The sequence below is a fragment of the Mycetocola reblochoni REB411 genome, from assembly GCF_900163835.1.
Classification (GTDB): Bacteria; Actinomycetota; Actinomycetes; order Actinomycetales; family Microbacteriaceae; genus Mycetocola_B; species Mycetocola_B reblochoni.
The window spans coordinates 1-26,315 of sequence record NZ_FUKR01000003.1 but is presented as its reverse complement, the minus strand read 5'-3'; the positions used below and the strand labels follow the sequence as shown (position 1 = coordinate 26,315).

Annotated in this window: 22 protein-coding genes; 9 read left to right on the top strand and 13 right to left on the bottom strand. The window is 73.9% G+C overall.

Annotated elements, in window-relative coordinates:
* The 9 genes from FM119_RS00405 to eccD all read right to left on the bottom strand — a co-directional run.
* On the bottom strand, positions 1 to 531 hold a 531-nt coding region (locus tag FM119_RS00405; RefSeq protein ID WP_143822582.1), incomplete at its 3' end, for a WXG100-like domain-containing protein.
* Positions 532 to 609: 78 nt separating this feature from the next.
* Entirely contained in the window at positions 610 to 927 is a 318-nt protein-coding gene (locus FM119_RS00400; protein WP_087135718.1) for a hypothetical protein, read from the bottom strand.
* The gene (locus tag FM119_RS00395) at positions 917 to 1,315 is read right to left on the bottom strand and encodes a YbaB/EbfC family nucleoid-associated protein (protein ID WP_087135717.1); all 399 of its coding nucleotides are present in this window, start codon (positions 1,313 to 1,315) and stop codon (positions 917 to 919) included. Before FM119_RS00395 ends, FM119_RS00400 begins: the two co-directional genes overlap by 11 nt.
* Positions 1,315 to 4,500, bottom strand: coding sequence for a hypothetical protein (locus tag FM119_RS00390; protein ID WP_087135716.1), 3,186 nt, complete (start codon positions 4,498 to 4,500; stop codon positions 1,315 to 1,317). Before FM119_RS00390 ends, FM119_RS00395 begins: the two co-directional genes overlap by 1 nt.
* Before the next feature lie 80 nt (positions 4,501 to 4,580).
* Positions 4,581 to 4,928, bottom strand: coding sequence for a hypothetical protein (locus tag FM119_RS00385; protein ID WP_087135715.1), 348 nt, complete (start codon positions 4,926 to 4,928; stop codon positions 4,581 to 4,583).
* A 57-nt stretch (positions 4,929 to 4,985) separates the two neighbouring features.
* A complete protein-coding gene (locus tag FM119_RS00380; RefSeq protein WP_087135714.1) occupies positions 4,986 to 5,270 on the bottom strand; it encodes a WXG100 family type VII secretion target in 285 nt (94 codons plus the stop codon).
* 27 nt (positions 5,271 to 5,297) lie between these two features.
* Positions 5,298 to 5,591, bottom strand: coding sequence for a hypothetical protein (locus FM119_RS00375; RefSeq protein ID WP_087135713.1), 294 nt, complete (start codon positions 5,589 to 5,591; stop codon positions 5,298 to 5,300).
* Positions 5,592 to 5,679: 88 nt separating this feature from the next.
* Positions 5,680 to 6,969, bottom strand: coding sequence for a type VII secretion protein EccB (eccB, locus tag FM119_RS00370; RefSeq protein ID WP_087135712.1), 1,290 nt, complete (start codon positions 6,967 to 6,969; stop codon positions 5,680 to 5,682).
* Between the two features lie 49 nt (positions 6,970 to 7,018).
* Positions 7,019 to 8,485: a type VII secretion integral membrane protein EccD gene (eccD, locus tag FM119_RS00365; RefSeq protein WP_087135711.1), complete on the bottom strand. Its 1,467-nt coding sequence runs from the start codon at positions 8,483 to 8,485 to the stop codon at positions 7,019 to 7,021.
* Positions 8,486 to 8,628: 143 nt separating this feature from the next.
* On the opposite strand from eccD, the gene eccCa reads away from it, so the two are divergent.
* Genes eccCa through FM119_RS00350 form a run of 3 tightly spaced genes read left to right on the top strand, consistent with a single transcriptional unit; the run spans position 8,629 to position 14,663 of the window.
* Positions 8,629 to 12,618 (top strand): type VII secretion protein EccCa, encoded by a 3,990-nt coding sequence (eccCa, locus tag FM119_RS00360; protein WP_087135710.1) that lies wholly within the window; start codon positions 8,629 to 8,631, stop codon positions 12,616 to 12,618.
* The gene (locus FM119_RS00355) at positions 12,615 to 13,841 is read left to right on the top strand and encodes a S8 family serine peptidase (RefSeq protein WP_087135709.1); all 1,227 of its coding nucleotides are present in this window, start codon (positions 12,615 to 12,617) and stop codon (positions 13,839 to 13,841) included. The genes eccCa and FM119_RS00355 overlap by 4 nt, the downstream gene beginning before the upstream one ends.
* A gap of 3 nt (positions 13,842 to 13,844) precedes the next feature.
* Entirely contained in the window at positions 13,845 to 14,663 is an 819-nt protein-coding gene (locus FM119_RS00350) for an alpha/beta fold hydrolase (protein ID WP_087135708.1), read from the top strand.
* A gap of 193 nt (positions 14,664 to 14,856) precedes the next feature.
* Here the strand turns inward: FM119_RS00350 and FM119_RS13770 are convergent, their stop codons facing one another.
* From FM119_RS13770 to FM119_RS00330, 4 genes are all read right to left on the bottom strand, one after another.
* Entirely contained in the window at positions 14,857 to 15,549 is a 693-nt protein-coding gene (locus FM119_RS13770; protein ID WP_179205139.1) for a Sec-independent protein translocase subunit TatA/TatB, read from the bottom strand.
* A gap of 13 nt (positions 15,550 to 15,562) precedes the next feature.
* Positions 15,563 to 15,892, bottom strand: coding sequence for a twin-arginine translocase TatA/TatE family subunit (locus FM119_RS00340; RefSeq protein ID WP_087135707.1), 330 nt, complete (start codon positions 15,890 to 15,892; stop codon positions 15,563 to 15,565).
* 49 nt (positions 15,893 to 15,941) lie between these two features.
* The gene (locus FM119_RS00335; protein WP_087135706.1) at positions 15,942 to 16,940 is read right to left on the bottom strand and encodes an intradiol ring-cleavage dioxygenase; all 999 of its coding nucleotides are present in this window, start codon (positions 16,938 to 16,940) and stop codon (positions 15,942 to 15,944) included.
* Between the two features lie 182 nt (positions 16,941 to 17,122).
* A complete protein-coding gene (locus FM119_RS00330; protein ID WP_087135705.1) occupies positions 17,123 to 19,333 on the bottom strand; it encodes an NADP-dependent isocitrate dehydrogenase in 2,211 nt (736 codons plus the stop codon).
* 219 nt (positions 19,334 to 19,552) lie between these two features.
* On the opposite strand from FM119_RS00330, the gene FM119_RS00325 reads away from it, so the two are divergent.
* The 6 genes from FM119_RS00325 to FM119_RS00300 all read left to right on the top strand — a co-directional run bounded on the left by FM119_RS00325 (position 19,553) and on the right by FM119_RS00300 (position 26,147).
* Entirely contained in the window at positions 19,553 to 20,362 is an 810-nt protein-coding gene (locus FM119_RS00325) for a GTP pyrophosphokinase (protein WP_087135704.1), read from the top strand.
* 201 nt (positions 20,363 to 20,563) lie between these two features.
* A complete protein-coding gene (locus FM119_RS00320) occupies positions 20,564 to 22,003 on the top strand; it encodes a sugar transferase (protein ID WP_087135703.1) in 1,440 nt (479 codons plus the stop codon).
* A gap of 32 nt (positions 22,004 to 22,035) precedes the next feature.
* Complete coding sequence (locus tag FM119_RS00315) at positions 22,036 to 23,202, top strand: glycosyltransferase (protein ID WP_087135719.1); 1,167 nt, start codon at positions 22,036 to 22,038, stop codon at positions 23,200 to 23,202.
* Positions 23,199 to 24,449, top strand: coding sequence for a glycosyltransferase family 4 protein (locus FM119_RS00310; RefSeq protein WP_087135702.1), 1,251 nt, complete (start codon positions 23,199 to 23,201; stop codon positions 24,447 to 24,449). Before FM119_RS00315 ends, FM119_RS00310 begins: the two co-directional genes overlap by 4 nt.
* A gap of 10 nt (positions 24,450 to 24,459) precedes the next feature.
* Positions 24,460 to 25,104: a YveK family protein gene (locus tag FM119_RS00305; RefSeq protein WP_179205138.1), complete on the top strand. Its 645-nt coding sequence runs from the start codon at positions 24,460 to 24,462 to the stop codon at positions 25,102 to 25,104.
* A complete protein-coding gene (locus FM119_RS00300) occupies positions 25,101 to 26,147 on the top strand; it encodes an acyltransferase family protein (RefSeq protein WP_179205137.1) in 1,047 nt (348 codons plus the stop codon). Before FM119_RS00305 ends, FM119_RS00300 begins: the two co-directional genes overlap by 4 nt.
* Positions 26,148 to 26,315: the final 168 nt, after the last annotated feature.

Below are 26,315 nucleotides of genomic sequence, written 5' to 3'. Positions count from 1 at the left end.
CGCGTCGATGGCCAGCTCGGTCACGACGTTGAAGACGGCTCCCTTCGCCGCCTCGGCGACGAGCTTGCGCAACAGGGTCCGGAAGAACACGGTGTACATGGCCTTCCGCGCGGCCAGCCAGATCATCGACGAGCCGAACGACGGCACGGCCATCGCGACGGCCCAGGCGATCTCGGCGATCAACGCGATGAGCGCGCCGATGAGCGTGTACTTGGTGTACTCGACGTCGAGGGCGAGCTTCTTCAGGAACGCGGCGCTCGAACCGAAGCCGTCGGCGACCTGGCCGAGCGTGCCCCCGTCGGTGAGCGCCGACGCCCGGCCGACGAAGGAGCGCTTCGCCCTGCCGGAGAAGCTCCTGCCCGCGCCGCGCAGCTCCCTGGTCAGCTCCGACTCGATGTCCCGCATCTCCGTCGCCGCCGTCGTCCAGCCGCGCGCGAGCGCGCGGAGCTGGTCCTCGTTGGCCTGGGGGAACCGCTCGCCGGTGAGCACCTGGAACAGCGTCGCCGCCTGCGGGCTGACCATCAGCGCCATCCGGTGCTCCCTCCGTGTGCGCCCGCGTCGCGCGCGGGCTGTGTGCGTCGTGGTGCCCGGTGTGCGCCGGGCGGGTCGTCAGCGGCGGCGCCTCGCGGCCGCTGACGTGTCGGCGTCGACGTCGGAGAAGGTCTCCGCCGCCGTGACGGTGTCGGACGCGAGGGCGTCGACCGCCCCGGCCAGGCTGGACGTGAATGCGGTGGAGGCCTGGGCGGCCGGCAGGTAGCCGGTGTCGAAGGAGGCGCGGAAGTCGCCGTCCCCTCCGGCGTTCGGGTACCTGCCGGTCAGCTGCTCGATCTGCGCCGCCAGCCGGGTGGCCCTGTCCTCGATGCGGGCGATCCTGGCCCCGTGCCGCCGCAGCTGCTCCCCGTCGGCGGCGAACCGTTCAGCGCTCATCGTCGTGCCCCTCGAACTGCTCGACGAGGCCGCGGAGCATCGACTCCATGTCGAGCTCGCTCGGCAGCCCCGTGGCCGGGTCGGTCCCGGCGGGGGCGAGCCCCGCCAGCAGCGACGCCGTCCGCTCGGCGGCGTCGGCCTGGGCCTGGGTGACGACCGCGACGATCCGCGCGCCGAGCTCCTTCGCGGACAGCTCCCGCCACGCCTGGCCGGTGATCCTCAGCTCGCCGAGCCGGCCGTGCCCGTCGACGGTCGCGCTGAACACCCTGTCCTTGGACGTGCTCGTCGCCGTCACCGCCTCCATCTCGGCGGCGGCGCGCTCGAGCTCGCCGTGCGAACCCCTGAGCTCCGCCATCATCTGCTCGATGTCCGTCTCGTCGAAACGCATCACTGTCCTCCCTGTCCGGCCGTGGCCGTGTCCGTCCCTCGTGTGCCGTCGCCTGCGGGCCGCGACGGCGCGGCTGGTGCCCGGCCTCCGGCCACGCCCGCGGGGACGTGGGCGGAGCGGACGGGCTCGTCCGTCCTGTCGTCGAGGCCGATGACCCCGTTCCCCTGTCCACCGGCGGTGCCCCAGACGTCGGGGTCCTCGGCGAGCCAGGTGTTGCGCTCGCGGTCCCGGTCACGACCCTGCTGGCCTCCGGGTGCCATCGGCATCATCGGTGCCCCTCCGCCCATGCCACCGCCCATGCCGCCGGCCGTTCCGGCTGAGCCCGCGGCGGACGAGCCCAAGCCATCGGAGCCCGAGCCGAGCCCCGCGCCGCCGCCCGCGGCGAAGTCTCCCGCGCCGGGAGCGGTGCCGCTCGAGCCCGCGCCGCCGCCCGAGCCGAGGGGGTCGCCGAAGGGGTCGACGGGGTCGGCGGACAGCCCGCCGGGGTTCCCGCCGCCGACATCGGCCGCCGAGCCTCCCGCTGCTCCCGCCCCGCCTGCCCCTGCTCCGCCGAGGTCGAGCATGCTCGAGGGTGCGGCGATTCCTCCCCCCGAGGACCCTGCGGAGCCGCCGAACGACTCGGCCGGTCCCGATGCCCCCGCTCCGCCTGCGGCAGCGAAGTCCGAGGTTCCCGCGCCGCCCGACGACGACCAGTCCCCACCGACGGAGGACCCGCTCGGGTTCCAGCCGGTGTCCCCTCCGGTCGCCCCGGAGCCGATCCCGGCTCCGAGGCCCGCGCTGTCGCCTGTTCCCTCGCCGAAGCCGGAGCCCTGGTCGAAACCGGAGCCCGCATCGAAGCCCGAACCCGCAGCAGAGTCGGAGCCCTGGTCGAAGCCCGAACCCGCGTCAAAGGCCGAGCCCGACGAGAATCCCGACCCCGTGTCCACACCCGACCCCGTGTCGAAACCGGACCCCGCATCTAATCCGAACCCCTGGCCGGGGCCGCCGGAGGCGACGCCGTCCGTGAGAGCGGAGGCGCCCATCCCCGTAGCCGAGGGTGAGCCGAGCCCCGTGTCCGTGCCGGACGCGGACGCACCGCCGAGGTCGCCGCCGAGCTCACCGTCGAGGCCCGCGGCGGTGGTCAGCTCGGAGAACGACGGCATTCCCGCCTCGGCCGCGGCGAGACCGGCATCCCAGGCCCCCGTCCCCGCGCCCCCGCGGTCCTGCTCGGCCGCGGCCGGCTTCGCCGCCGGCGACGACCCGGAGGAGGAGGCTGCGGATCCCGACGGCGCGCCGAAGCCCCCGCCGGCCAGGCCCACCCCGCCGACCGCACCGGCGCCGCCCGCGCCCATGGTCGCCGTGTCCGCGGTGTCTCCCCCCGAGGCACCCGAAATACCCGCGGCTCCGTCGGTCGTTCCCGCTCCTCCGGCCGGTCCGCCGAGCTCGGCCGTTCCCGTGCCCGAGCCGAGCGCGTCGCCGAACGTCGAACCGTCCCCGCCGACGGCACCCGCGGACCCTGCTCCCGCGTCCTCTCCGAGCCCGGAACCGCCGAGCCCGCCGTCCGATCCCATGGCCCCCGCGGTCGGTCCGAATCCGCTGTCCGCACCCGATGCCCCCGCGCCGCCGTCGGCAGCGAGTGCCGGGTCGGACCCGGCCGGGCCACCGGGCCCGATCCCGCCGCTGCCGTCGATGCCCGTTCCGTCGATGCCCGTTCCGCCGGCAGAGCCGGAACCAGAACCGGCCCCCGAACCCGCATCCGAACCGATGGCGCCCGCCCCCGACTCGAAGCCGGAGTCGAAGCCAGAGCCAGAGCCCGAGCCCGACTCGAAGCCGGAACCAGAACCGACGCCCGACCCCTGGGGCACCGTCGCCCCGGTCGCGGACCCCCCGCTGCCGGACCAGTCCCCCTGAGCGGCGGAGCCGAAGCCGCCGCTGCCCGTCGCGCCCTGGTCCCAGCCGCCCGAACCGCCGGAGGTGCCAGAGACGCCGGAAGCGCCCGACCCCGCGTCGCCCCAGGATCCCCCTGGAACCTCCGGAACGACGCCGCCGACCCGGCCATCGTCCACGCCTACGGACCCCGCGCCCGCGGCCCCCGCGGCCCCCGCGCCCGCCGTTCCGGCGGCCGAGCTCGCGTCCGCGGCGGTCCCCGGCGCCTGGATCCCGTTGAGCGCGCGAAGCGAACCGCGCATCGTGCTCTCCAGCGACCGCTGCAGCTCGAAAACCTCGGCCGCCGCCTCGCTCATGACGGCGCGGACCGACCGGGAGATCTCCTCGTTGATCAGCCCGAAGGTCGCCACCGATCGCAGGTCGCCGCTCGGTCCGGTGAAACCGGCCGGGGCCGATCCGCTGCGGTCACCCCAGCTGTACGCGGCCAGGACGGACACGGCGTGGGCCTTGCTCATGCCGTTGCGGCCCTTCTTGCCCGCGCGCCACTCCTGGTCCTTCTCCTCGATGTAGAGCCGGATGTCCTCGGCGACCGCGTAGCGGGCCCGCCAGAGCTGGTCGGTGACCTGGTTCTCGTATCGGGCCCACACGTCGCGCACGGAGGAGCTGAAGGTGCGAACCGCGTCGGCGACGGTCGACAGCGCGGTCGCCGCGTCGCCGTCGTCGGTGATCTGCTCGTTGAGGGACACGAGGGTCTTCTGCTGGGCGGTCAGGTGCGCGAGCAGCGCGGCGGCCGCGGAGCCCTGGATGGCGGAGTCCTCGGCGCCGAGCCTCGTCGCGACGGCGCCCATCTGCTCCGCGTTCGACGCGGTGACGGTGGCGAAGCCGCGCAGCAGCGCGGCCGCGGTGTCCGCGTCCTTCGCGCTCAGTCCCGGCATGGTGTCGGAGGCGACCTTCGACACGTTCGCCCTCAGCGCCGTGTGCGCCGTGTTGAAGCTGGTGACCGGGTCGGGGTTGACGATCAGCTCGAAGACCCGCTCGTCCTCCTCGTAGTGGTAGTAGCCGTAGTACATGTTGGACGACCAGTCGTCCCTGCCGTCGCCGCCCGCGGTGCCCGTGAGCCACCCGCTCGAGGAGTTCTGCGCGTCGGTGAGGCTCGCGTCGAGCCCGCTGTCCGTGACCCCCGCGACGATCGAGAGCATCGCCTCAAGCGTCATGTCGGGGGTCACGGCCGTTCCCGATCCGGCGCCGGCCGTCGACCCCTGGACGCCGGCGGAGCCGGAGCCCCCCGACTCGCCGGATGTGGTCGTTCCGTCAGCCATCGGGGGTCCTCTCTGCGGGTTCCAGGGGTCGAACGGCCGGTCGGCCGGTCGGGTCGTGCTCGTCGGTCAGCGCCCGGCGGTCATGCACCGCCGCCGAGGTCGGCGGCGGTGGAGGTGCTGAGGTCGTCGGTCTGCTCGAACAGCTGCTCGGCCTTGCCCAGCTGCTCCAGGTAGTCGGGCATGGTCTTCTCGCACAGCGCCTCCGTGTGCGTGCGGACCTGGCCGGCAAGCGAGGACACGCTTGTGCCCAGCTGCGACGCGATGTCCCAGCTCGCCGCGGCCGGCTGCCCCCTCAGCTCGGGACCGATGGAGTAGCCTTCGGCGTTCCACAGCGCGTCGGAGGTCGTGCTCGCCACCTCGTCGACGACGCTGCGGAGACGGTCGTACTCGTGCCGGTCGAACGCGACACGGGCGGAGTCGTCTGTCATGGTTGTCACCCTTCCCTTCGTGGGGAGGGCGCCCGGCCGTGCCGGGCGCCCTCGCGCTCAGCTGAAGATCGCCGCGCCCCTGACGTCGCCGTCGTAGAACTCCTCGCGGACACGGATGGCGGCGGTCTTGATGTTGACGCCCGCCTGCTGGACCTCCTGGTACTCGGTGTTCCAGCGCTGCTGCAGCTCGCCCCAGGCCGGAAGCGAGCGGCCCCACTGGGCCTCGCCCATGGGCCGGATGGTGTCGTAGATGTTCTGCAGGATCTGCTCGACCTCCTGGCAGGAGTTGTTGAGCGACTGGTTGGCTGCCTCGAACTGGACGAGGTCGACGTTGAATGACATTGCGGTGCCCTTTCGTTGCGGTGTCGGCTACGCGGTCGCGCTGGCCACGGTGGTGTCGTCGGTGCTCGTGCGGGTGCTGAGCAGCGACTGGACCTGGCTGTTGAGCAGGTCGAGCTTGTTCTTGATGTCGCTGTACTCGCTCTGCCACTCGGTGAGCCGCTGGCGGAGCACGGTGCCCGCCTGGGCCTGAGCCGCGGCCGAGAGCGTCTGCGTGGCGTCCTCGACCCGCGAGCGGGCCGTCTCCATCGCGGTGACCTGCTCCATGGTCCTGGTGATGATCTGGCGGAGGGTGTCCGCCTCGAAACCGGTCAGCTGTGCCATCTCGTTCTCCTTCTCGTGGGGTTCTGCATGGTTGTGGTGATCTGGTTCGTGCCCCTCAGGGCGGTGGTCGGTCTCGTGTGCCCTCCCCTCACTTGGCGATCGTCGGCCCCGTCGGCAGCAGAGCGAGCAGCTCAGCGGGGACCGCGGGGGAGTTGGTGGCGTCGACGCCGAGGGCGGACGCGGTGTCGGCATCGGCGACGGGGTACTTGCTTCCTCCGTCGCCGACGAGGAAGAGCCCCTGGCCGCTGACCCCGTCGGCGGCGGCGGTCGTGACCAGCAGGCCCTCGTCGGGGCCGACCGTCGCGACGGCGTCGGTCGCGGCCGGCGTGCCCGCCTCGGCGAGGGCGGTCGTCGTCGCGCCGTCGTGCCACACCGCGCAGGGAACCGATCCGGCGGCGACGGGGCTCGGTGGAGCGGCCGGCAGCCCCTCGCGGCCGGAGGCCTCGACCACGGGGGCGGAGGCCAGCTCCCTCGCCGTGATCGTGCGCGGCTCGGGGAGCGACCCGTCGGGGGTGGCGGCGAGCAGCGCGGCGTCCGTGTCCGTCACGGGCCGGAGCCCGTCCTCGACGATCACGTAGCGCCGGGGCTGCTCTCCCGCGCCCTCCACCTCGACGAGCTGGCCGAGGGTGCCCCGCTCGCCCGCGATCTCCGGCCCGTCCCCGCCGAGCGTGATGCCGTCGAGGGCCAGGTCGGGACCGCTGGGGAGCGTGTTGAGCCAGCGGGCGTCGACGCCCCTCGCCTGCCCGGGCTCGAAGCCGATCGCCCGGGCCGCCCAGTCGCCCGCCACGCGCAGCCGGGTTCCGTTCCACACGAGGGCGAGTTCGTCGTCGGCGCGGACCAGCACGGCGTCGCCCTCGCCGAGGGGCTCGGTCGGTGCCGCCGTCTGAGCTTCACCGACGGTGAGGGAGGTGCCGCCGTCGACGGCGCACGCCGTCCAGCTCCGGTCGCCGCCCGCGGGGGACGGCAGGGCGTCGGGGAGACCGTCGACGCCGATGCTCTCCCCCCTGGGCACCCCGGCGATGTCGTCGGAGGACACCTCGATCACGGTCGGCGGCCCGCCGGCGAGCAGGGCCGCGGAGGTCACGTTCCGCACCGGGTGCAGCGCGCCGTCGACGAACAGGTACCTGGCCCCCGTCGACGGGGACACCAGGAGCGCGCCGGGAGTGTCCTTCCAGCTGTCGTTGCTGGTGAACAGGAAGATGTGCAGGACGACGACGACGAGGACGGCGCCAGCGGCGACCGCGAGGCCGATGCCCATCCCCGTGCCGGTGCGCCGCAGCGGGCGCTCGGGCGCGTCGGGGTCGGAGCGCAGCACGGCGGCGGTGAGCCGTCCGCGCAGGAAGAGGTGTGCATCCACCAGGTCCCGTCGTCCGTACATCGCGTGCCTCCTTCCTCACCGTGTCCACGCCCCGGGGGTGCGGGAGGGTTCACACCAGATCCGCGACCCAGTCGTAGAGGCCGACGACGGCGAGGACGAGCGCGGGGATCGCGATCGCGCACAGCCAGTGCAGGGTGTCGCCCGTCCGCCCCCAGGTCGGCGCGAGCCGGCGTCCGGGCAGCACGAGGGCGGCCACGCAGGCGTGGGCGACGACGGCGAGGAGCACGGCGACGGCCGCGATCCGCCACGGGACGCCGAGCGGGAGGGTGCGGGCGACGGCCAGGACCGCGAGCGGCAGCGCCGCACAGCCGAGGACGACGGCCCTCTGGACGGCCGCCGTCAGCTCCCTGGCCTGCAGCAGCGCGGCGAGCGCGGCCGTGGCGGTGAGAGCGAGTGACGCCCAACCGGGGCCGAGGGCGAGCACGACCAGCGCGGTGCCGACGACGACGGCCCAGGCCGACCACAGCGCGGTGACGACGGCGTGGGCCGCCGCGGCCCCCCGCTCCACCTCCTCGACGGGGACGGCGGTCAGCTCGCTCTGGAAGTCCTCGGCCGACAGCGGCACGGCGTCGACGACGAGCCCGCCGCACCAGGCGGCGATCGCGGGGATCACCCGCGCGAGGGCGAGTGCCAGCACGAGCGTGATCGCGGCGCCCTCGGGCAGCCCCTGCCCGAGCAGGAGCGGGACGGCGAGCCCGAGCACGACGACCGCGGCGGCACCGGCCGTGGCGATGAACGCCGGCCTCCTGGCACCGCCGAGCGACGCCGCAGCGGCGGCGGCCACCCCCGCGGTCGCCGCTCCGCTCGCCGCCGAGGTGATCGGCGCGACAGCCCCCTGCGCGATGGCCACGGGGACGGCCGCCCCCGCCACCGCCGCCGCCGCGACCCCGAGCCCGAGCAGGATCCGCCCGAGCCCCGTGTCCCACAGCCGGTCGACGAGCGCCCCCGACGAGAGGAGCACGACGGCCAGGACACCGGCCGCGAGCGGCGCGGCGGCCCCCGTCGTCGCGGCAATCGCGATCGCGGCCAGTCCGGCGAGCACGGCGACGCCCAGCGCGGCCGTGCGGGTGCGCGCCGGCGTCCAGGCATCCTCCCTGGCCCGCAGCACCGTCTGCACCCCGTCGACGAGGTCGTCGTACTGCGCGCGCTTGAGCTCGTCGTTCCGCGGCCGCAGGTAGAGCACGTCGCCGTCGAGCAGTCCGGCCGCCGCCGTCCCCCTGTCCTCGTCGAGCGGCGGGTGGCCGAGCCGCTGCAGCACCCAGCCGCCGTGGCCGAGACCCCTCGTGGCCAGGGCGGGGTCGAGGTGGCCCACGATCGTGGGCAACAGCTCCGCGACGGGGATGTGCGAGGGCACGGCGAGCTCCACCCGCGACGAGGGCCCGACCACGCTCAGCCGGCACATGTCCCCGGCGACGCCGACGGCGGCCTCGGCGGGGGCCGTCGTCCTGCCCGTCGGTGCGGAGAGGCCGGTGCCCTGCGGCCGGGCGGCGTCGGTGCGCGTTGCGAGCGTCTTCATGCGGGGAACACGCACGGGGGGACCCGCACGGTTCACCGGCCTCCGCAGACGCGGGTGAACCGTTCCGCGCCGCCGCCGCGTGGACGGGGGGAGCGGACCCCGTCGAGGCGAGCCCGCCCGTCCCCGCACCGAGGAGAGCCGAGATGAGCACCATCCCGTTCCGCCGCCAGTCGCGCGAGAAGCCACCGGAGCTGCCCGCGGGAGAGATCGAGCTGCAGGAGCCGCCGTCGCTGCCGGAGCTGCAGCCGAAGGACCCGTTCGCCATGCTGATGATGGTCCCGATGATGCTCATCAGCGGCGTCATGATGCTCGTGTTCCTCGGCCAGCGGAACCCCGCCCTCGCCGTGGGTCTCTTCCTCGGCATGCTCCTGCTGGCCATCCTCATGGTGGTGGTGCAGCTCGGCAGGGCGGCGACCGAGCGGCGCACCACCGTCAGGGGCGACCGCAGGGACTTCATGCGCTACCTCGCTCAGGCGCGCGAGCGCATCCGGAGGACGGCGGCGCAGCAGCGCGCCTCGCTGAGCTGGCGCCACCCCGACCCCGGCTCCCTCGCGAACCTGGCGATGACGGCCAGGCTCTGGGAGCGACGGGGTGCGCACGGCGACTTCGGCGAGGTCAGGATCGGCACGGGCCCGCACAGCCTCAGCCAGCGCCTCACACCTCTGTCGACGAAACCCATCGCCGACCTGGAGCCGCTGTCGGCCCGCGCCCTGCGGCGCTTCATCGCCGTGCACGGCTCGGTCCCCGAGCTGCCGGTGTCCCTCTTCCTGCGCCGGCTCGCCGACATCAGGCTGGGCGGCGACGACGACGCGGCACGCGGCATGGTCAGGGCCCTGCTGGCCCAGGCGGTGACGCTGCACGCCCCCGACGAGCTCCGCGTCGCCGTCTGCGCCTCGCCCGCGAACGCGGCGCAGTGGGACTGGGTGAAGTGGCTGCCGCACGTGCAGCACCCCGGCGCCCAGGACGGCGCGGGGTCGGCCCGGATGTTCGCCACCGACGGGGCCGAGTTCGCCGACATGATCGATGACGAGCTGAGCACCCGCTCGCGCTTCGAGCCGGGCACCTCGCCGACCGCGGAGGAGCCGTACTACCTCGTCGTCTTCGACGGCCTCGCGCCCGCCCCCGGGTCACGGCTGAGCGGCTCCGGCTACCGCTGCGTGACGACGATCGGCCTCGGCACCGGCGCCGGGGCGGCCGACGGTGCCGGGCTGCTGCTCGAGCTCGCCGAGGACACCGCCCAGATGGTCCGGCTCGACCGGACCGAGGGCGTGCAGCGCACCCCGCTGTGCCGTCCCGACCGGATGAGCCTGACCGCGGCGACCGCCCTCGCACGCGTGATCGCCCCCTACCGCTCCGGGGGAGCAGCCGAGGGCGGCGAGCCGATGGTCGCCGACTTCGAGCTGCCGACGCTGCTGGGCATCGACGACATCGAGCAGTGGGACCCCTCCGCGCACCTGAGGGACGAGCCGAGCAGGGACCGGCTGCGCATCCCCCTCGGCGTCGACGAGAGGGGACGGCCGGTCGAGCTGGACATCAAGGAGGCTGCGCAGGGCGGCATGGGGCCGCACGGGCTGCTCATCGGGGCGACCGGTTCGGGCAAGAGCGAGCTGCTTCGCACGCTCGTCCTCGGCATGGCCATGACGCACTCCTCGGAGACGCTCAACTTCGTCCTCGTCGACTTCAAGGGCGGCGCGACGTTCCTCGGCCTGGACGAGCTGCCGCACGTCTCCGCGCTCATCACCAACCTCGCCGACGAGGCGACGCTCGTCACGCGCATGCAGGACTCCCTGGCGGGCGAGCTGAACAGGAGGCAGGAGTACCTCCGGTCCGCGGGCAACTACAGCTCCCTGCTCGAGCACGAGAAGGCCCGGCTGGCCGGCACCCCGCTCGAGGCGATGCCGACGCTGTTCATCATCGTCGACGAGTTCAGCGAGCTGCTCGCCTCGAACCCCGACTTCGCCGAGCTGTTCGTCATGATCGGCCGTCTCGGGCGCTCCCTCGGCGTGCACCTGCTCCTGGCCAGTCAGCGGCTGGAGGACGGCCGGATGACCAAGCTCGAGAGCCACCTGTCCTACCGGGTGGGGCTGCGCACCTTCTCCGCGATGGAGAGCCGCAGCGTCATCGGCGTCCCCGACGCGCACCAGCTCCCCAACGCACCGGGCAACGGCTACCTCCGCAGCGACGTGGCGACCCTCACCCGTTTCAAGGCGGCCTACGTGTCGGGGCTGTACCGGCGGCGGACGAGGGAGGAGCGGCAGGAGGAGGTGCGTCAGCAGGTCGTCGTGTTCGGAGTCGAGGCCGCCCCCGTCCCGCTGCACGAGCCCGCGGCGACGGCAGCGGATCCCGGCCGCGGCGCGGACGGGGCGCCGGTGCCAGCCGAACGCCCGTCCGACGAGACCGAGCGGACGGTGATGTCGACGATCGTCGACAAGCTCGTCGGCATCGGGCCGCCCGCCCACCAGGTCTGGCTGCCGCCCCTGGCCGACCCGCCGTCCCTCGACCAGCTGCTCCCCCCGCTCCTGCCCGACGAGGGCAGGGGCCTGCACGCCATCGGCTGGACGGGCTCGGGGGCGCTCGGCGTACCGATCGGCGTCGTCGACCGACCCTACGAGCAGACGAGGGAGCTGTACGAGGTCGACCTCTCGGGTGCGGGAGGGAACGTCGGCATCGCCGGCGGGCCGCAGTCGGGCAAGACCACTCTGCTGCGCACGCTCGTCAGCGCCCTGGCGCTCACCCACACGCCCGCGGAGGTGCAGTTCTACTGCATCGACTTCGGCGGGGGCGGCCTGGCCACCCTGGAGGGGCTGCCGCACCTGGGCGGCATCGCGACCAGGCGTCAGGCGGAGCGGGTGTCCCGCACCATCGCGGAGGTGACGACGCTGCTGCGCGAGCGGGAGCAGTTCTTCACCGATCAGGCGCTCGAGGGCATGACCGAGTACCGCGCGCGTCGCGCCGCGGGCGAGTTCGCCGAGCAGCGCTTCGGCGACGTGTTCCTCGTCGTCGACGGCTGGGGCGCCCTGCGCTCCGAGTTCGAGCAGCACGACATGGCGCTGAGGGAGATCGCCCGCCAGGGTCTGGCCTACGGCGTGCACGTCATGATCACCACCAACCGCTGGACCGACGTGCACAGCTCGCTGCGCGACCAGCTGGGCACGCGCGTGGAGCTGAAGCTCGGCGACCCCATCGACTCCGTGCACGGCATGCGCAAGGCGGCCACGGTGCCGCAGCTGCCGGGGCGGGGCATCAACGCCGAGGGCATGCACTTCCTCGCCGGCGTTCCGCGCATCGACGGCCTCACGAGCGCGGAGGGCCTGGCGGCGGCGGCCCGCGAGCTGTGCGCGGCCGTCGGGGAGGCCTGGGCCGGCCCCGCGGCGCCGCCCGTGCGGATGCTCCCCCCCGTCCTGGATGCGGCGGAGCTGCCCGCACCGACGACCCCCGGCCCCCGCATCGCCCTCGGCCATGGCGAGCAGGACCTGGAGCCGGTGTGGCACGACTTCGCCTCGCGCCCGCACCTCAGCGTCGTCGGCGACTCGGCGAGCGGGAAGACCGCGGCGCTGCGCCTGATCGCGCGCGGCGTCGTCGGCACCTTCACGCCGGAGCAGGCGCGCGTGGTCGTCATCGACCCGCGCAGGGGCCTGGTCGAGTCCGTGCCCGAGGGGCACCTCTCCGGGACCGCGTTCTCCGCGTCCGCCGCCGAGCAGGTGATCGCGTCCCTCGTCGCGGAGCTGCGCGGCCGGGTGCCGAGCGCCGACATCACCCCCGCGCAGCTGCGCCGGAGGGACTGGTGGAGCGGGCCGGAGCTGTTCGTGTTCGTCGACGACTACGACCTGATGCTCAGCGTGACGGGCGGTCCGCTGTCGCCGCTGATCGAGCTGATCCCCCAGGCCGGCGACATCGGGCTGCACCTCATCGTCGCTCGGGCGGGGGCGGGGTCGAGCCGCACCGCGATGGACTCGGTGATCCGCCGCCTGCACGAGTCGAACACCCCGGAACTGACGCTCTCGCTCCCCGCCTCGGAGCCGCTCACCTTCACGCCCGGCCGGGGCCGCCCCCTGCCGCAGGGTCGCGCCGCACTGCTCACCCGCCGGGGCGGGACCGGCCTGCAGATCGGCTGGACGGAGCCCCCGGAGTGAGCGCGCACCGGCCCGCGGTCGTGCTCCTCGCCGTGCTGACGGCCGGCGTCGGGCTCGTGGCTCCGACCGCGGCGGTCCGCGCGGAGGGCGCGGAGGGCGCGTGCGCCTCGGATCGCGACGCCGCCGTCATCACCGAGGCGTCCTGGGGGCAGCGGCTCATGTCGCCGGACGGCGCCTGGGCCCGCACGCGCGGGGACGTCGTCGTGGCCGTCGTCGACACGGGGGTGGACGGCGCCACCCGATCGCTCGCGGGCGCCGTGCTGCCGGGGACGGACCTCGACGGCGGCCGCGGGGACGGCGACTGCTTCGGGAGGGGGACCTTCGTCGCCTCGCTCATCGCCGGCGACCCCGTCGAGGGGACGGAGTTCCTCGGCACGGCGCCGGACGCCACGATCCTGCCGGTCAGGATCACCGACGATCCGGACGACCACGAGGTGCGTGAGCGGCTGCCCGAGGTCTTGGCGGAGGGCATCCGTCTGGCGGTCGACGGGGGCGCGTCGGTGATCGCCGTTCCCGCCGTCGCCGATCGCACGAGCGCGGCGCTGGGCGACGCCGTGGCCGCGGCAACCGAGGCGGACGTCCTCGTCATCGCCGCGGCCGCCGCACCGGAGGCCGACGCCCTCGCCTACCCGGCCGGTCTGGACGGCGTGCTCGCCGTCGCGCCGCTCGGCGAGGACGGTCCGTCCGCGGCGAACGGGCTGGGCGCCGTCCCCGACCTGGCGGCACCGGCGGAGGGCCTCGTCGGCGCAGCCCCCGGGGGCGACGGCCACGTCTCCGCCGGAGGGGCCGAGCTCGCCGTTGGCTACGCCGCGGGGGCGGCCGCGCTGGTCAGGGCCGAGTACCCCGAGCTCAGCGCGGAGCAGGTCACCGCGCGGCTCACCGGCACCGCGGACCGCTCCGGCGCGGTCGAGGCGTCCGGCCTCGACAGGGACTCGGCGACCGGCTTCGGAGTCGTGGACCCGGTCGCGGCGGCGACCCGGCTCGAGGACGATGCCCCCGCGGCGGTCGCGCCGGAGGCCGGGGCGCTCGTCGTCCCCGCCGAGCCGGATCGTCGCCCCGCGCTCGTCGCCCTCGCGGTGGCGGGCGGGTCGCTCGCGCTGGCCGCGGGGGTGCTGCTGCCCGCCGTCGGCGTCGTGCTGCTGCGCCGTGCCGGGCGCGGCGGGGCGCGCGCTCCGCGGGGTGTCCGCGAGGACGACGCGGACGGCGGGCGCCGCTACCGTTGAGCCATGTCGCGTTCCGTCACCACCGTCCCGCTCGCGGGCTGCACGCTGCACCTGACCGACATTCGACCCGACCGCCCCTCGGCGAACGGCCGCGAGGTGCTGATGCTGCACGGCGCGGGCATGGACGGGACCGTCTGGGAGCACCAGGCACGGGCGCTCGCGGCGGACGGCCACCGCGTCGTCGTTCCCGACCTGAGGGGCCACGGCGCCTCCCGGCCGGCCGTGCTGCCGCCGACCGCCGAGCGGCTCCTCGCCGACACGGCCGCCGTCGTCGACGTGCTGCGCCTGGACAGGCCCGTGCTCGTCGGCCACTCGCTCGGCGGCAACCTCGCGCAGGCGCTGGTCCGCTCGGATCCGCGCGGCTTCTCCGGGCTGGCCGTGCTCGACTCGGCGTGGAACGCCGGGCCGCTCACCCGGGCCGAGCGGCTGGCCCTGGCCCTGGCCGGCCCCGGCCTGCGCCTGGTCCCCTCCCGGCGCCTCGCCCCGCTGCTGGCGCGGGCCTCCGCCGAGACGCCACCGGCCAGGGCGGCCTGCGAGGCGGCGTTCGCCCGCCTCTCACGCGACGAGTTCCTCGCGGCATGGACCGCGACAACGCCGTTCCTCTCCCCCGACCCCGGTCACCGCACACCGCTGCCGTTGCTGCTGGTGAGGGGGGATCGCGACCGCACCGGCACGATCGCCACGTCGATGCCGTCGTGGGCGCGCGCCGAGTCCGTGGCGGAGCACGTCGTCCCCGGCGCCGGGCACGTGGTGATGCTGGACGCACCCGAGGCGACCGCCGCGGTGCTCCGTGGCTTCGTGGAGACGATCGACGGCGGATAAGCGCACGGACGAGCCGCGGACCAGGACGGCTGACCCGAGCGGAGCCCGGGCCACGGGTCCGCCCCAGAGGGGGCAGGGCCGAGGTCTCGGCCGGGGTCCGATCCGAGCCGGATCTGGGCCGGGCCGACCCGGGCGGGGTCCGACCCGCCGGAGCCGCCTCACCGGGCCCGCCCGGCCTCCGCCGCTGGCCCCGTCACGCCGCCCGGCCCGCAGCACCGCCGACCGGTGACGCCGTCTCCGGGTCCCGCTGCCGCTCGGCCCCGGCCTCGGCCCCGCCCGCGGCCTCGCCCGAGGCCTGACGGTCGGCCTCGTCGCCGCCGACGGGCGTGCGCGCGGCGCTGGGGCCGCTCACGCTGACGTCAGCGTGACGGGAGGGCAGCGCGTCCGCGACCGGTTCGTCCAGCTGATCGGGCACCCACACCCGGCGGGGATGCGCCGAGCTGCCCGTGATCACATACCGGCCGCGTCTTTCGCCCGGGACGCCGGGCGCCGCCCGCGCAGCCGCGGGAAGCGGCACAGCGGCGGACGACTGCGCGGTCTCCGCTGCGGCACCGTCGATTCTCCGCGCCGTGTCCGCACCCGCACCCGCCCCTGCGTCCGCACGCGCACCGGTGTCCGCCTCCGCCTTCGCCCCGGCATCCGCGAGGGCGTCTCTGACGATCCGCCGCGGATCGTACTGCCGCGGGTTGAGTGCGGCCCAGTCCTCGCGGAGCGCGGTCGCCCCGCTGTCCTCCGCGATCCTGGCCTTGCCCGCGTCGAGCATCGCCCGGAACGCCCTGACCGTCCCGGCGAGCTTCGCCGCGTAGCCGGGCAGCCGCTGCGGCCCGACGATCACCGCCGCGATGATGCCGATGAGGACCAGCTTCTCCACGCTCAGGCCGAACACGGTCGTCCCCCGGTCACGGCGCCGTCGGCGAGCCCGACCGCTCGGCCGCCGTCGCCGTCACCATGCGCACGGCGACGGTCGGGGGCACGGGATCCGCGGCGACCCCGGACGCAGTCGCGGGACCGGTTGAGGCCTCCGCGCGATCGCCGGCGACGTGCCGTTCCCCGCCCCGGTCCGCGGTCTCGGCCTCCGCCCCGTCGCCGTGACCGGCGGTCTCGGTCTTGAGTATCCTCATCGACTGGCCGACGCTCCGGGCGAGCGCGGGCAGCTTGGTCGCTCCGAAGAGCAGGACGACGACGGCGATGATGATCAGCGCGTGCCATCCGGTCAGGTTCTGCAACATGGTGACTCCGTTCTCCGTTGGGTGGGTGGTGCGTACCGGTTCGGCGCGCTCAGTTGCTCGGCGGCTGCCCGCCCGGCCCCCCGGCCCCTCCGCCGTCCGGGGCGGCGCCCGCGGTCGGCTCCGTCGTCGTGTCGACGCGGACCGTGAGCGCGGCCAGGTAGCCGCTGTCCGCGTCGCCGCTGACGGTGGCCAGCTGGAGCGCGCCCCCGTCGTCGCCGAAGACGTTGTCGGAGTCGAGGGTGATCTGCGCCAGGTTCTGGCTCGATCCGCTGTACTCGCTGCGGGCGTACACCGCCGTGCAGGCGTCCTCCGGCAACGCCATCTGCGAGGTCGCGATCGCGTTGCTCGCGTCGGTGATCGACTCCACGTCGGGGTAGACCTCGAAGTGGATGTGCGTCCAGCGTCCCGTGTAGCAGCCGGGGAAGACGGAGGTGAACGTGACCTCCCCGTCGGCGTCGGCGACCTGGACGCCGCGCAGGTAGCTCTCCTCGGTGATGCCGTCGGAGTACATCGAGTACCTGCCCTGCGCGTCGCAGTGCCAGGCGTACACGGCCACGCCCTCGAAGGGGGCGTCCCCTGAGGCCATGTCGGTGAGCGTCAGCGTGAACGTCAGCGGTACGCCGTCGGCGGTCGCCCCACCGCCGATGCTGGAGCGGATGTCCTGCCGGACGATGCCGGACTGCTCGAGCACGTCGGGACCGTTCGAGCCGTCGCCGGGGTACGGGCCGGCCGTCTCGTCGGGGATCTCGCCGTCGGGGAGCACCGCCGTGGCGGTGGCCGACGGCGACGCCGAGGGGGTCGCCGTCGCGGTGGCGCTCGCCGTCGCGGTGGACGTCGCCCCTCCGGTCGAGGCGGTCGAGCTGCAGGCGGCGAGCGCGGCCGTTCCGACGCCGACGCCGATGAGCCCGAGGACGCCCCTGCGGCTCATCAGGGTGCCGATGTCGAACGGGGCGCCCTGATCGACGACCTCCTCGTCGGCGCGGTCGAGCAGCCGTCCCTCGTAGGCGGGTCCCTCCGGTGTCTGCTCCGGTTCGGGGATGCGGGCCATGGCGTTCTCCTTCTCGTCGAATCCGTGTGTTCGAGAAGTGTCGGCCGCGCTCCTTCCGTTCGGCTTGCTTCCGCCTGTGCCCCCGCCATGCGATCGTCGGCCGGTCGGCGACGCCGGCCCCGGCGCGGGAACGACGGAGGGCGGCCCCGCCTCAGCGGGACCGCCCTCCGTGCCGGTGGGGGCTAGGCGCCGTCGATCGCCGCGTTGAGCGTCGCCGAGGGGCGCATCACCGCAGTGGCCTTGGCGGAGTCGGGACGGTAGTAGCCCCCGATGTCGACCGCGCTGCCCTGGACGGCGTTCAGCTCGGCGACGATCGCCTCCTCACCGGCCACGAGCGCCTCGGCGAGCGGGGCGAACGCGGCGGCGAGCTCGCGGTCGACGGTCTGCGCCGCGAGCTCCTGCGCCCAGTACCTGGCCAGGTAGTAGTGCGAGCCACGGTTGTCGATCGTGCCCAGTCGACGGCCGGGCGAGCGGTCCTCGTTGAGGAAGGTCCCCGTCGCGGCGTCGAGCGTGTCGGCGAGCACCTGGGCGGCGGTGTTCCCCGTGCTCTGTGCGAGGTGCTCGAAGGAGGCGGCGAGCGCGAAGAACTCGCCGAGCGAGTCCCAGCGCAGGTAGTTCTGCTCCACGAGCTGCTGCACGTGCTTCGGCGCCGAGCCGCCGGCGCCGGTCTCGAACAGCCCGCCGCCGGCCATGAGCGGGACGATGGAGAGCATCTTCGCGCTCGTCCCGACCTCGAGGATCGGGAACAGGTCGGTGTTGTAGTCGCGGAGCACGTTGCCCGTCACCGAGATGGTGTCCTCGCCGCGCCGGATCCGCTCGAGCGAGAAGCGGGTCGCCTCGGCCGGGGGCAGGATGCGGATGTCGAGGCCGGTCGTGTCGTGCTCGGCCAGGTACTCGGTGACCTTGGCGATGAGCTCGGCGTCGTGGGCGCGGTTCTCGTCCAGCCAGAACACGGCGGGGGTGTCGGACAGGCGCGCCCGCGTGACGGCGAGCTTCACCCAGTCCCTGATGGGGGCGTCTTTCGTCTGGCAGGCGCGCCAGATGTCCCCGGCCTGGACGGCGTGCTCGAGCACCGTCTCGCCGCCGTCCGTGACCACCCGCACCGTTCCGGGCGCGGCGATCTCGAAGGTCTTGTCGTGGGAGCCGTACTCCTCCGCCTTCTGCGCCATGAGGCCGACGTTGGGGACGGTCCCCATCGTGCGCGGGTCGAGCGCGCCGTTGGCGATGCAGTCCTCGATCACGGCCTGGTAGACGCCGGCGTAGGAGGAGTCGGGGATGACCGCGAGCGTGTCGCGCTCCTCGCCGTCCGGACCCCACATGTGCCCGCCGATGCGGATCATCGCGGGCATGGAGGCGTCGACGATGACGTCGCTCGGCACGTGCAGGTTGGTGATGCCTCTGTCGGAGTCGACCATCGCCAGATCGGGTCCGCTGGCGAGGGCGGCGTCGAAGGCGGCACGGATCTCCGCGCCGTCCGGCAGCGCATCGAGGCCGGCGTAGATGGCGCCGAGGCCGTCGCGGGCGCGCAGCCCGGCCGCGGCCAACTGCTCGCCGTAACGGTCGAAAACGTCGGCGAAGTAGACGGTGACGACGTGGCCGAAGATGATCGGGTCGCTGACCTTCATCATCGTGGCCTTGAGGTGCGCGGAGAACAGCACCCCGTCGGCCGCGGCCTGAGCGAGCGCGTCGGCGAGGAACGCGTCGAGCGCGCTCGCGCTGAGGAAGCTCGCGTCGATCACCTCGCCCTCCTGCACGGGCAGCGACTCCTTGAGCACCGTCACGGTCCCGTCGTCGGCGACGTGCTCGATGCGCAGGGTCCCGGCGGAGGGCGAGACGTAGGAGCGCTCGGTGGAGAAGAAGTCGTCGTGCCCGAGGGTGGCGACGCGGGTCTTCGAGTCGGCGGACCAGGCGCCCATCGAATGCGGGTGGGCCTTGGCGTAGGCCTTCACCGCGGCGGGCGCGCGCCGGTCGGAGTTCCCCTGCCGCAGTACCGGGTTGACGGCGGAGCCCTTCACCCGGTCGTAGCGGGAGGCGATCTCCCGTTCCTCGGGCGTCGAGGGGTCCTCGGGGAGCTCGGGGACGTCGACGCCCTGCGCCCGAAGCTCGGCGATGGCCGCCTTCAGCTGCGGCGTCGAGGCCGAGACGTTGGGCAGCTTGATGATGTTGGCGGACGGGTCCTCGGCGAGTCGCCCCAGCTCGGCGAGCGCGTCGTCGAGGCGCTGGTCCTCGCGGAGCCGCTCGGGGAACTGCGCGATGATGCGGCCGGCGAGCGAGATGTCACGCGTCTCGACGTCGATCCCCGCGGTCGCGGCAAAGCGCTCGACGATCGGCAGGAACGAGTAGGTCGCCAGCAGCGGGGCCTCGTCGGTGTGCGTGTAGATGATGGTTGACATGTGAAATGCGACTCCCAGAGGTTTCGGCCGGCCCGCCTCGCCGTGACGCACGACGTTGGCGCAGCACTCTTTCCCCCCAAACTACCCGGTCCCGCCGCGCCGGCACCGCCCGTGCGCCCAGTCGGGCCATACCTGGCGCACAGGCTGCGCGGTTAGTCTTCGATCGGGCCGCGCGGCGACCGTCCCGCCCGGCGACCGAGAGAAGCGAGCGACCGACCGATGAGCCTGGACACCCCCGCGAGACACCGCGCCGAGACCGACTCCGCCGAGGACACCGGCGCGCGGCTGGACCGGTCCGAGCTGGCCGCGATGCGGACCGAGATGACCCGGATGATGATGGCGTACAAGTTCGGGCTCGACGAGGTCATGACGAAGGTGAACATCCTCAAGGAGGAGTTCGCCCACATCCACGACTACAACCCGATCGAGCACGTCAGCTCGAGGCTCAAGTCGCCCGCCAGCATCATCGCCAAGGCGGAGCGGCTCGGCGTGGCCCGCGACGTGGACAGCATCAGGGGCGCCCTGCACGACATCGCCGGTGTGCGGATCGTGTGCAGCTTCATCCCCGACATCGCCTCGATCCAGCAGATGCTCGCGCGCCAGCGCGACGTCAGGGTGCTCGAGGTGAAGGACTACATCACCTCCCCCAAGCCGAACGGCTATCGCAGCCTGCACATGATCCTCGAGACGCCCGTCCATCTGAGCGACCGCGTCGAGAACGTCGTCGTCGAGGTGCAGCTGCGCACGAGCGCGATGGACTTCTGGGCCAGCCTCGAGCACAAGATCAACTACAAGTTCGACGGCTCCGTCCCCGATAACCTCATCGCCGAGCTGACGGCGGCGGCCGAGTCGGCGAACGACCTGGACCTGAAGATGCAGTCGCTGCACCAGCAGATCGAGTCGCTCCGCGACGAGGACGCCGAGCCGAGCGAGTGGGCGGCCTGGGGCAGGCTCCCGCTCTCGACCGAGATCCTCCGGGCCGTCCGCAACCTCTCCGACGGCCCCGGCGCGGACTCCCGCACGGCCTGAACACCCGCGGAGCGGGGCAGCCCCCGCACTGGGGCCAGCTGCGCCCCACAATGCGGATGCGAGAATTCCTCACGTCCTCTAAGCTCGACTGATGCCGGGTGGTTCGACCGCCGGGCCAGTCCGTGATCGGGGGAATCACGGGCGACACGCACGACGCCGCGATCGGCGGCGATCGTCGTGCGCTTGCCAGAGGGGGTTCACATGTCCGCATCGACCGTGCGCGCGACCGCGGCGACCGCGTCGCGCGCCGAGCCCGCGCGATCCCGTACCGCGTGGACGCGCGCCTACCGGCGCCGAGTCCTCGCCTCGGACGCGATCGCGATCGCCGGCGCCGCCGTCATCGCCTATCTCGTTCGCTTCGGCTCGGACCCCACGATCGCGATCGGCACGACGACGGCCAAGTATTCGACCCTCACGGCCGTCGTCGCCGTGGTCTGGTTCACCGCGCTCGCCCTGTTCGGCACGCATCGGCCCGACGTCCTCGGCAAGGGCGGCCAGGAGTACACCCGCATCATCAACGCGAGCCTCGCCGCCTTCGGCATGATCGCGATCCTGCTCATCCTCGCCCGGGTCGACGTGGCCCGCTCCTTCTTCCTGCTCACCCTGCCGCTCGGCATCGCGACCCTGCTGCTCAGCCGGCGGCTGTGGCGCGGTTGGCTGCGCGGCCAGCGCGCGAAGAACCACTACCTCGGCCGGGCCGTCGTCGTGGGCACCGCGGCCGAGGCCGACTACGTCAGCAGCCACATCGGCCACGACAGGGACGCCGACTACCACGTCGTCGGCTCGATCCGCACCGGCGACGGCTTCCGCCCGGCGGAGGTCCGGACCCGGGCGCACGACCTCGCGGCCGACACCGTCATCGTGGCGTCCAGCGCGAGCGGTGACGGCGAGCTGCTCCGCCGGCTCGCCTGGGAGCTGGAGGGCACGGCGGCCGAGCTCGTCATCGCCTCCCCGCTCAGCGACGTGGCCGAGGACCGTCTCCGCTTCAGCGCCGTCGACGGACTCCCCCTCATCGTGGTGCAGATCCCGCGGTTCACCGGGGCGAACCACGTGCTCAAGCGCGGCCTCGACATCGTCGGCTCGGCGCTGGGGCTCGTCCTGCTGTCCCCCGTCCTGCTCGCGATCGCGGTCGCGGTCGCCGTGACGTCCCGCGGTCCCGTGCTGTTCAGGCAGAAGCGGATCGGGCGCGGCGAGCAGCCGTTCACGATGTACAAGTTCCGCTCGATGGTCACGACGGCCGAGAGCGATCTGACCGCTCTGCTGGCGGAGAACGAGGGGGCCGGCCCGCTGTTCAAGCTCCGTAACGACCCCAGGGTGACCCGGGTCGGCGCCGTCCTCAGACGGTACTCGCTCGACGAGCTGCCCCAGCTGTGGAACGTGCTCGTCGGCGACATGAGCCTGGTCGGCCCGCGCCCGCCGCTGCCGCGCGAGGTCGAGGACTACGCCACCGACACCCGCCGCCGCCTGCTCATCCAGCCGGGCATCACGGGGCTCTGGCAGATCGGCGGCCGCAGCGACCTGAGCTGGGACGAGAGCGTCCGGCTCGACCTCTACTACGTCGAGAACTGGTCGCCCGTCGGGGACCTCATCGTCATCTGGCGCACCGTCGTCATGCTCGTCAAGCCAACGGGAGCCTACTAGTGTCCATTCCCCACGCCCCGCTCCGGATCGCCATGATCGGCACCCGTGGCGTCCCCGCCGCCTACGGCGGGTTCGAGACCGCGATCGACGAGGTCGGTTCGCGCCTGGCCGCGCGCGGCCACGAGGTCGTCGTCTACTGCCGCGGGGCGGAGCGCCCCCGCCTCCGCGAGTACGCGGGCATGCACCTCGTCCACCTGCCCGCGATCCCGAGCAAGGCCGTCGAGACGCTGAGCCACACCGGGCTGAGCGTCGCGCACGCACTCGCGCACCGACGCCCCGACGCTGCTTTCGTGTTCAACGCCGCCAACGCCCCGTTCGTGCCGCTTCTGCGCGCACGCGGCATCCCCACGGCCGTCCACGTCGACGGCCTGGAGTGGCGCCGTGACAAGTGGAGCGGCGCGGGCAAGCGGTATTACCGCGCGGCAGAGGCGCAGGCCGTCCGGAGCGCGGACGCCCTCATCGCGGACGCCGCGGGCATCGCCGACTACTACCGGCAGCAGTTCGACGTCCCGACCGAGCAGATCGCGTACGGTGCGACGATCCTCGCCGACCCACTGAGCGAGCGCCTGGCGGAGCTGGGGCTCACGGCGCAGGGCTACCACCTCGTCGTTGCCCGTTTCGAGCCGGAGAACCACGTGGCGCTGATCGCCGAGGGCATGACGCGATCGGCCGCCCGGCTGCCCCTCGTCGTCGTCGGCAGCGCCCCCTACGCCGCCGCGTACACCGAGCGCGTGCGCTCGCTCGCCGACGCCGACGACCGGATCCGCCTGCTCGGCGGCGTGTGGGATCAGGAGCTGCTGGACGCGCTCTACGCCAACACCCTCGGCTACGTCCACGGGCACTCCGTCGGCGGGACGAACCCGTCCCTGCTTCGCGCCATGGGTGCGGGTGCCCCCGTGACGGCCTACGACGTCGGCTTCAACCGCGAGGTGGCCGGCCCCGCCGCCCGCTACTTCTCGACCGCGGACGACCTCGCGCCGCTGTTGGAGCGGGCGGAGGCCGACATCCCGGCGACCGTCGCGCGCGGGGCGGATCTGCGCGACCGGGCGGCGTCGCTGTACGACTGGGACGAGGTCGCCGAACACTACGAGGCCCTGGCCCGCCGGCTGGCCGACGGACAGAGCATCCGACCGCTTCGCCGGGGTCGCCGCTCGGCGCAGCAGTGGGCGGACGGCGCACGGCCGGAGCACGTCCGATGAGCGCCGCCCCGGCCCCGCGCCGCTCCCCCGTCGGCGCACACCAGCCCTCGGCACCGCTCGCCCTGCTCGCCCACCCCAGCGCCGAGCTCTACGGCTCCGACCGGGTGCTACTCGAATCGATCAGCGCGCTCCGCGAGGACGGCTTCCGCGTCGTCGTCGTACTGCCCAGCGACGGCCCGCTGACCGCGGCCGCCCTGGAGAGGGGGGCGAGCGTCATCGTCACGCCCTCGCTCGTGCTGCGCAAGTCGCTGCTGCGGCCGCGCGGCCTGCTCCGGCTCCTCACCGCGGGGCCCGTGCTGGTGCTGCGGCACCGCGCCCTGCTCCGCCGACTCCGCCCCGAGGTGGTCGTCGTGAACACCGTGACCGTTCCCGGCTGGCTGATCGCCTCCCGTCTGGCCAGCATCCCGGCGGTGTGCCACGTTCACGAGGCCGAGCGCAGCGCGTCATCGCTGGTGCGCAGAGGGCTGAACGCTCCGCTCGTCCTCGCGCGGCGGGTCATCGCGAACAGCGTGTTCAGCCGGGACACCCTCCTCGACGCGACGCCGCGCCTGGCCGCGCGGAGCGTGGTCGTCTACAACGGCGTCGAGGGCCCCCGCACGGCGACCGCGCCGAGGAGCGCCCTGGACACCGCCCCGCTCCGCCTTGCCTTCCTCGGTCGCATCTCCGAGAGGAAGGGCGCCGCCGTCGCCGTGGAGTCGCTCATCGAGCTCCGGCGCCACGGCGTCGACGCGCGGCTCACGCTGATCGGCGACGTCTTCCCCGGCTACGAGTGGTTCCGCGACCGGCTGCGGCAGCGGATCGCGGAGTCCGGTGTCGGCGACCACGTCGTCGAGGCGGGCTTCGTCGACCCGGTGTGGCCGCTGCTCGACGACGCCGACATCGTGCTCATTCCCTCCGTCGCCGACGAGCCGTTCGGCAACACCGCGGTCGAGGCCGTCCTCGCCGCCCGACCGACCGTGGTCTCGGACACCTCGGGGCTGCGCGAGGCGGGGGCCGTCTTCGACTCGGTCGTCAGCGTTCCGCCGGGCGATGCGCGGGCCCTGGCCGAGGCGGTCGTACGGATCGTCGAGGACTGGCCTGCGGCGCGAGAGCGCGCACGGCGGTCGGCGGTGGACGCGGCCGAACGGTACGGCGTCCCCCGGTACAGGGAACGTTTCGCCGCGGAGGTCCGCGCCGCCGTCCCCGACCTCGCCCATCCGCGCGCCGCCTCGGACCACGGCCGGAACGCGTCCCCCACCACGACCTGAGCAGGAGAACATGGACTTCTATCAATACCTCAGCGCACTCCGGCGCAGCTGGATCTGGATCCTGGCACTCATCCTCGTCGGCGTCATCGCCGGCGGCGGCGTCTCCCTCGTCCAGCAGAAGCAGTACCGTTCCGAGGCCTCGCTCTTCGTCTCGACGGACAGGGCCGTCAGCGCGGCAGAGCTGGCGCAGGGCTCGGCCTACGTGCAGAACCTGGTGTCGTCGTACTCCACGCTGGCGACCTCGGCGATGGTGCTCGACCCGGTGATCGACGAGCTCGACCTTCCGATGAGCAGCGCGGCGCTGGCCGGCAGGATCACGGCGGCGACGCCGAGCGGCACCGTGATCGTCACGATCGCCGCGACCGACCCCGATCCGGAGCTGGCTCAGCGCATCGCATCCGCGACGGCCGGTTCCCTGCAGAAGGCCGTGACGTCGCTGTCGCCCGCGGACGACGACGGCGCCTCCGCCGTCACCCTGACCCAGATCGCTCCGGCGGAGCTGCCCTCTGCCCCGTCGTCCCCGAACACCCGCCTCGCCCTGCTGCTCGGCGCGGGCGCGGGTCTGCTCGTCGGCGTCTTCGTCGCGATGGTGCGCTGGGCCAACCGGCGGGAGGCGGGCACGGCAGGAACGACCGCGGGCGGCGAGCGCAGGTGAGTACGACCGCGGGCGGCAGGGAGCAGTGGATCGACACGGCGAGGGCCGTGGCGATCGTGCTCGTCGTGCTGTTCCACGCGGTCATCTTCCTCGACGTCGTCCAGGCGGCCGGCGCCTGGCCCCGCGTCAACAACCTCCTCGACAGCTTTCGCATGCCGCTGTTCTTCACCCTTTCGGGGATCCTCGCGGTGTCGTCGATGGGCCGGCCGCTCCGGGTGGTGTGGGCGAGGCGGGCGGCCCCGCTCCTGTACCTCTACCCGCTCTGGTGCCTGATCCAGCACGCGGTCGGCTGGACCCTCGGCCCCCCGGTCGGCTCCGAGCCCTCGGTCGGCGGGCTGCTGCGACTGCTCGTCCTCCCCGACGAGAACCTCTGGTTCATCCTCGCCCTCCCGCTCTACGTGCTCGCGCACCGAGCGGTCGTCTCGGCGCCGACGTGGCTCGTCCTGACGACCAGCGCGACGGTCTCCCTCGTCGTCCCGCTTCTGCTGCCCGAGGCGGCCGAGGCCTGGGTGAAGCCGAGCAGGTACCTGGTGTTCTTCACGCTCGGGCTCGTGTTCTCCGGCCGCATCCGCCGGGCCGCGGGGCGGGTCAGGACGGGTGGCGCGGTGATCGCGATCGGCGCCTTCGTCGCCGGGAGCCTGGCCGTGCGCAGCCTCGCCGGTGCGCTCGGCGACGGTGCCGCCGCCACCGTTCTCGTGCCCACGGCGCGCACGCTGCTCGGCGTCGTCGCCGTCGCGGCCGGCATCGCCGCGGCCGTGCTGCTCAGCCGGCACGGCGGGCGGATCGCGACGCGGGTCGCGGCGCTCGGCCGGAGGACCCTGCCGGTGTATCTGCTGCACACGATCCCGCTCATGCTCGGAGCCGCGGTGCTCGGCTCGCTCTGGCCCCACGGCGCCCCGCTCGGCTCGCTCTGGCCCCCGGTCGCGGCCGCCGCGGCGATTGCCCTGAGCCTCCTCGTCCACCGTGCGACGGCGCGGATCCCCGGGCTCTACAGCCTCGACGGACTGCCGTCGCGTACCGGTCGACGGGCGGTCGCCTCGTGAGCGGAACCCTCTGCACATGGATCGTTATAGAAAAGCGAGCTTGGCTCGGCTTTGTTGCTAGCCTCGCACTCGTCCAACGCCACGATTGCGCGTCGGCAGAGCCTGGAATCCCCCGTCAAACGGCGGCCACGGCCACCGCCGCGCCCCCACCCGCAAGGAGTCCCGTGA

Coding starts and splice junctions, on each gene's coding strand:
- eccCa (WP_087135710.1), top strand. CDS start 8,629: ATGAGCACCATCCCGTTCCGCCGCCAGTCGCGCGAGAAGCCACCGGAG.
- FM119_RS00380 (WP_087135714.1), bottom strand. CDS start 5,270: ATGTCATTCAACGTCGACCTCGTCCAGTTCGAGGCAGCCAACCAGTCG.
- FM119_RS00340 (WP_087135707.1), bottom strand. CDS start 15,892: ATGTTGCAGAACCTGACCGGATGGCACGCGCTGATCATCATCGCCGTC.
- FM119_RS00390 (WP_087135716.1), bottom strand. CDS start 4,500: ATGGCTGACGGAACGACCACATCCGGCGAGTCGGGGGGCTCCGGCTCC.
- FM119_RS00395 (WP_087135717.1), bottom strand. CDS start 1,315: ATGCGTTTCGACGAGACGGACATCGAGCAGATGATGGCGGAGCTCAGG.
- eccD (WP_087135711.1), bottom strand. CDS start 8,485: ATGAAGACGCTCGCAACGCGCACCGACGCCGCCCGGCCGCAGGGCACC.
- eccB (WP_087135712.1), bottom strand. CDS start 6,969: ATGTACGGACGACGGGACCTGGTGGATGCACACCTCTTCCTGCGCGGA.
- FM119_RS00310 (WP_087135702.1), top strand. CDS start 23,199: ATGAGCGCCGCCCCGGCCCCGCGCCGCTCCCCCGTCGGCGCACACCAG.
- FM119_RS00335 (WP_087135706.1), bottom strand. CDS start 16,940: ATGGCCCGCATCCCCGAACCGGAGCAGACACCGGAGGGACCCGCCTAC.
- FM119_RS00315 (WP_087135719.1), top strand. CDS start 22,036: ATGATCGGCACCCGTGGCGTCCCCGCCGCCTACGGCGGGTTCGAGACC.
- FM119_RS00320 (WP_087135703.1), top strand. CDS start 20,564: ATGTCCGCATCGACCGTGCGCGCGACCGCGGCGACCGCGTCGCGCGCC.
- FM119_RS00330 (WP_087135705.1), bottom strand. CDS start 19,333: ATGTCAACCATCATCTACACGCACACCGACGAGGCCCCGCTGCTGGCG.
- FM119_RS00350 (WP_087135708.1), top strand. CDS start 13,845: ATGTCGCGTTCCGTCACCACCGTCCCGCTCGCGGGCTGCACGCTGCAC.
- FM119_RS00375 (WP_087135713.1), bottom strand. CDS start 5,591: ATGGCACAGCTGACCGGTTTCGAGGCGGACACCCTCCGCCAGATCATC.
- FM119_RS00305 (WP_179205138.1), top strand. CDS start 24,460: ATGGACTTCTATCAATACCTCAGCGCACTCCGGCGCAGCTGGATCTGG.
- FM119_RS00385 (WP_087135715.1), bottom strand. CDS start 4,928: ATGACAGACGACTCCGCCCGTGTCGCGTTCGACCGGCACGAGTACGAC.
- FM119_RS00400 (WP_087135718.1), bottom strand. CDS start 927: ATGAGCGCTGAACGGTTCGCCGCCGACGGGGAGCAGCTGCGGCGGCAC.
- FM119_RS00325 (WP_087135704.1), top strand. CDS start 19,553: ATGAGCCTGGACACCCCCGCGAGACACCGCGCCGAGACCGACTCCGCC.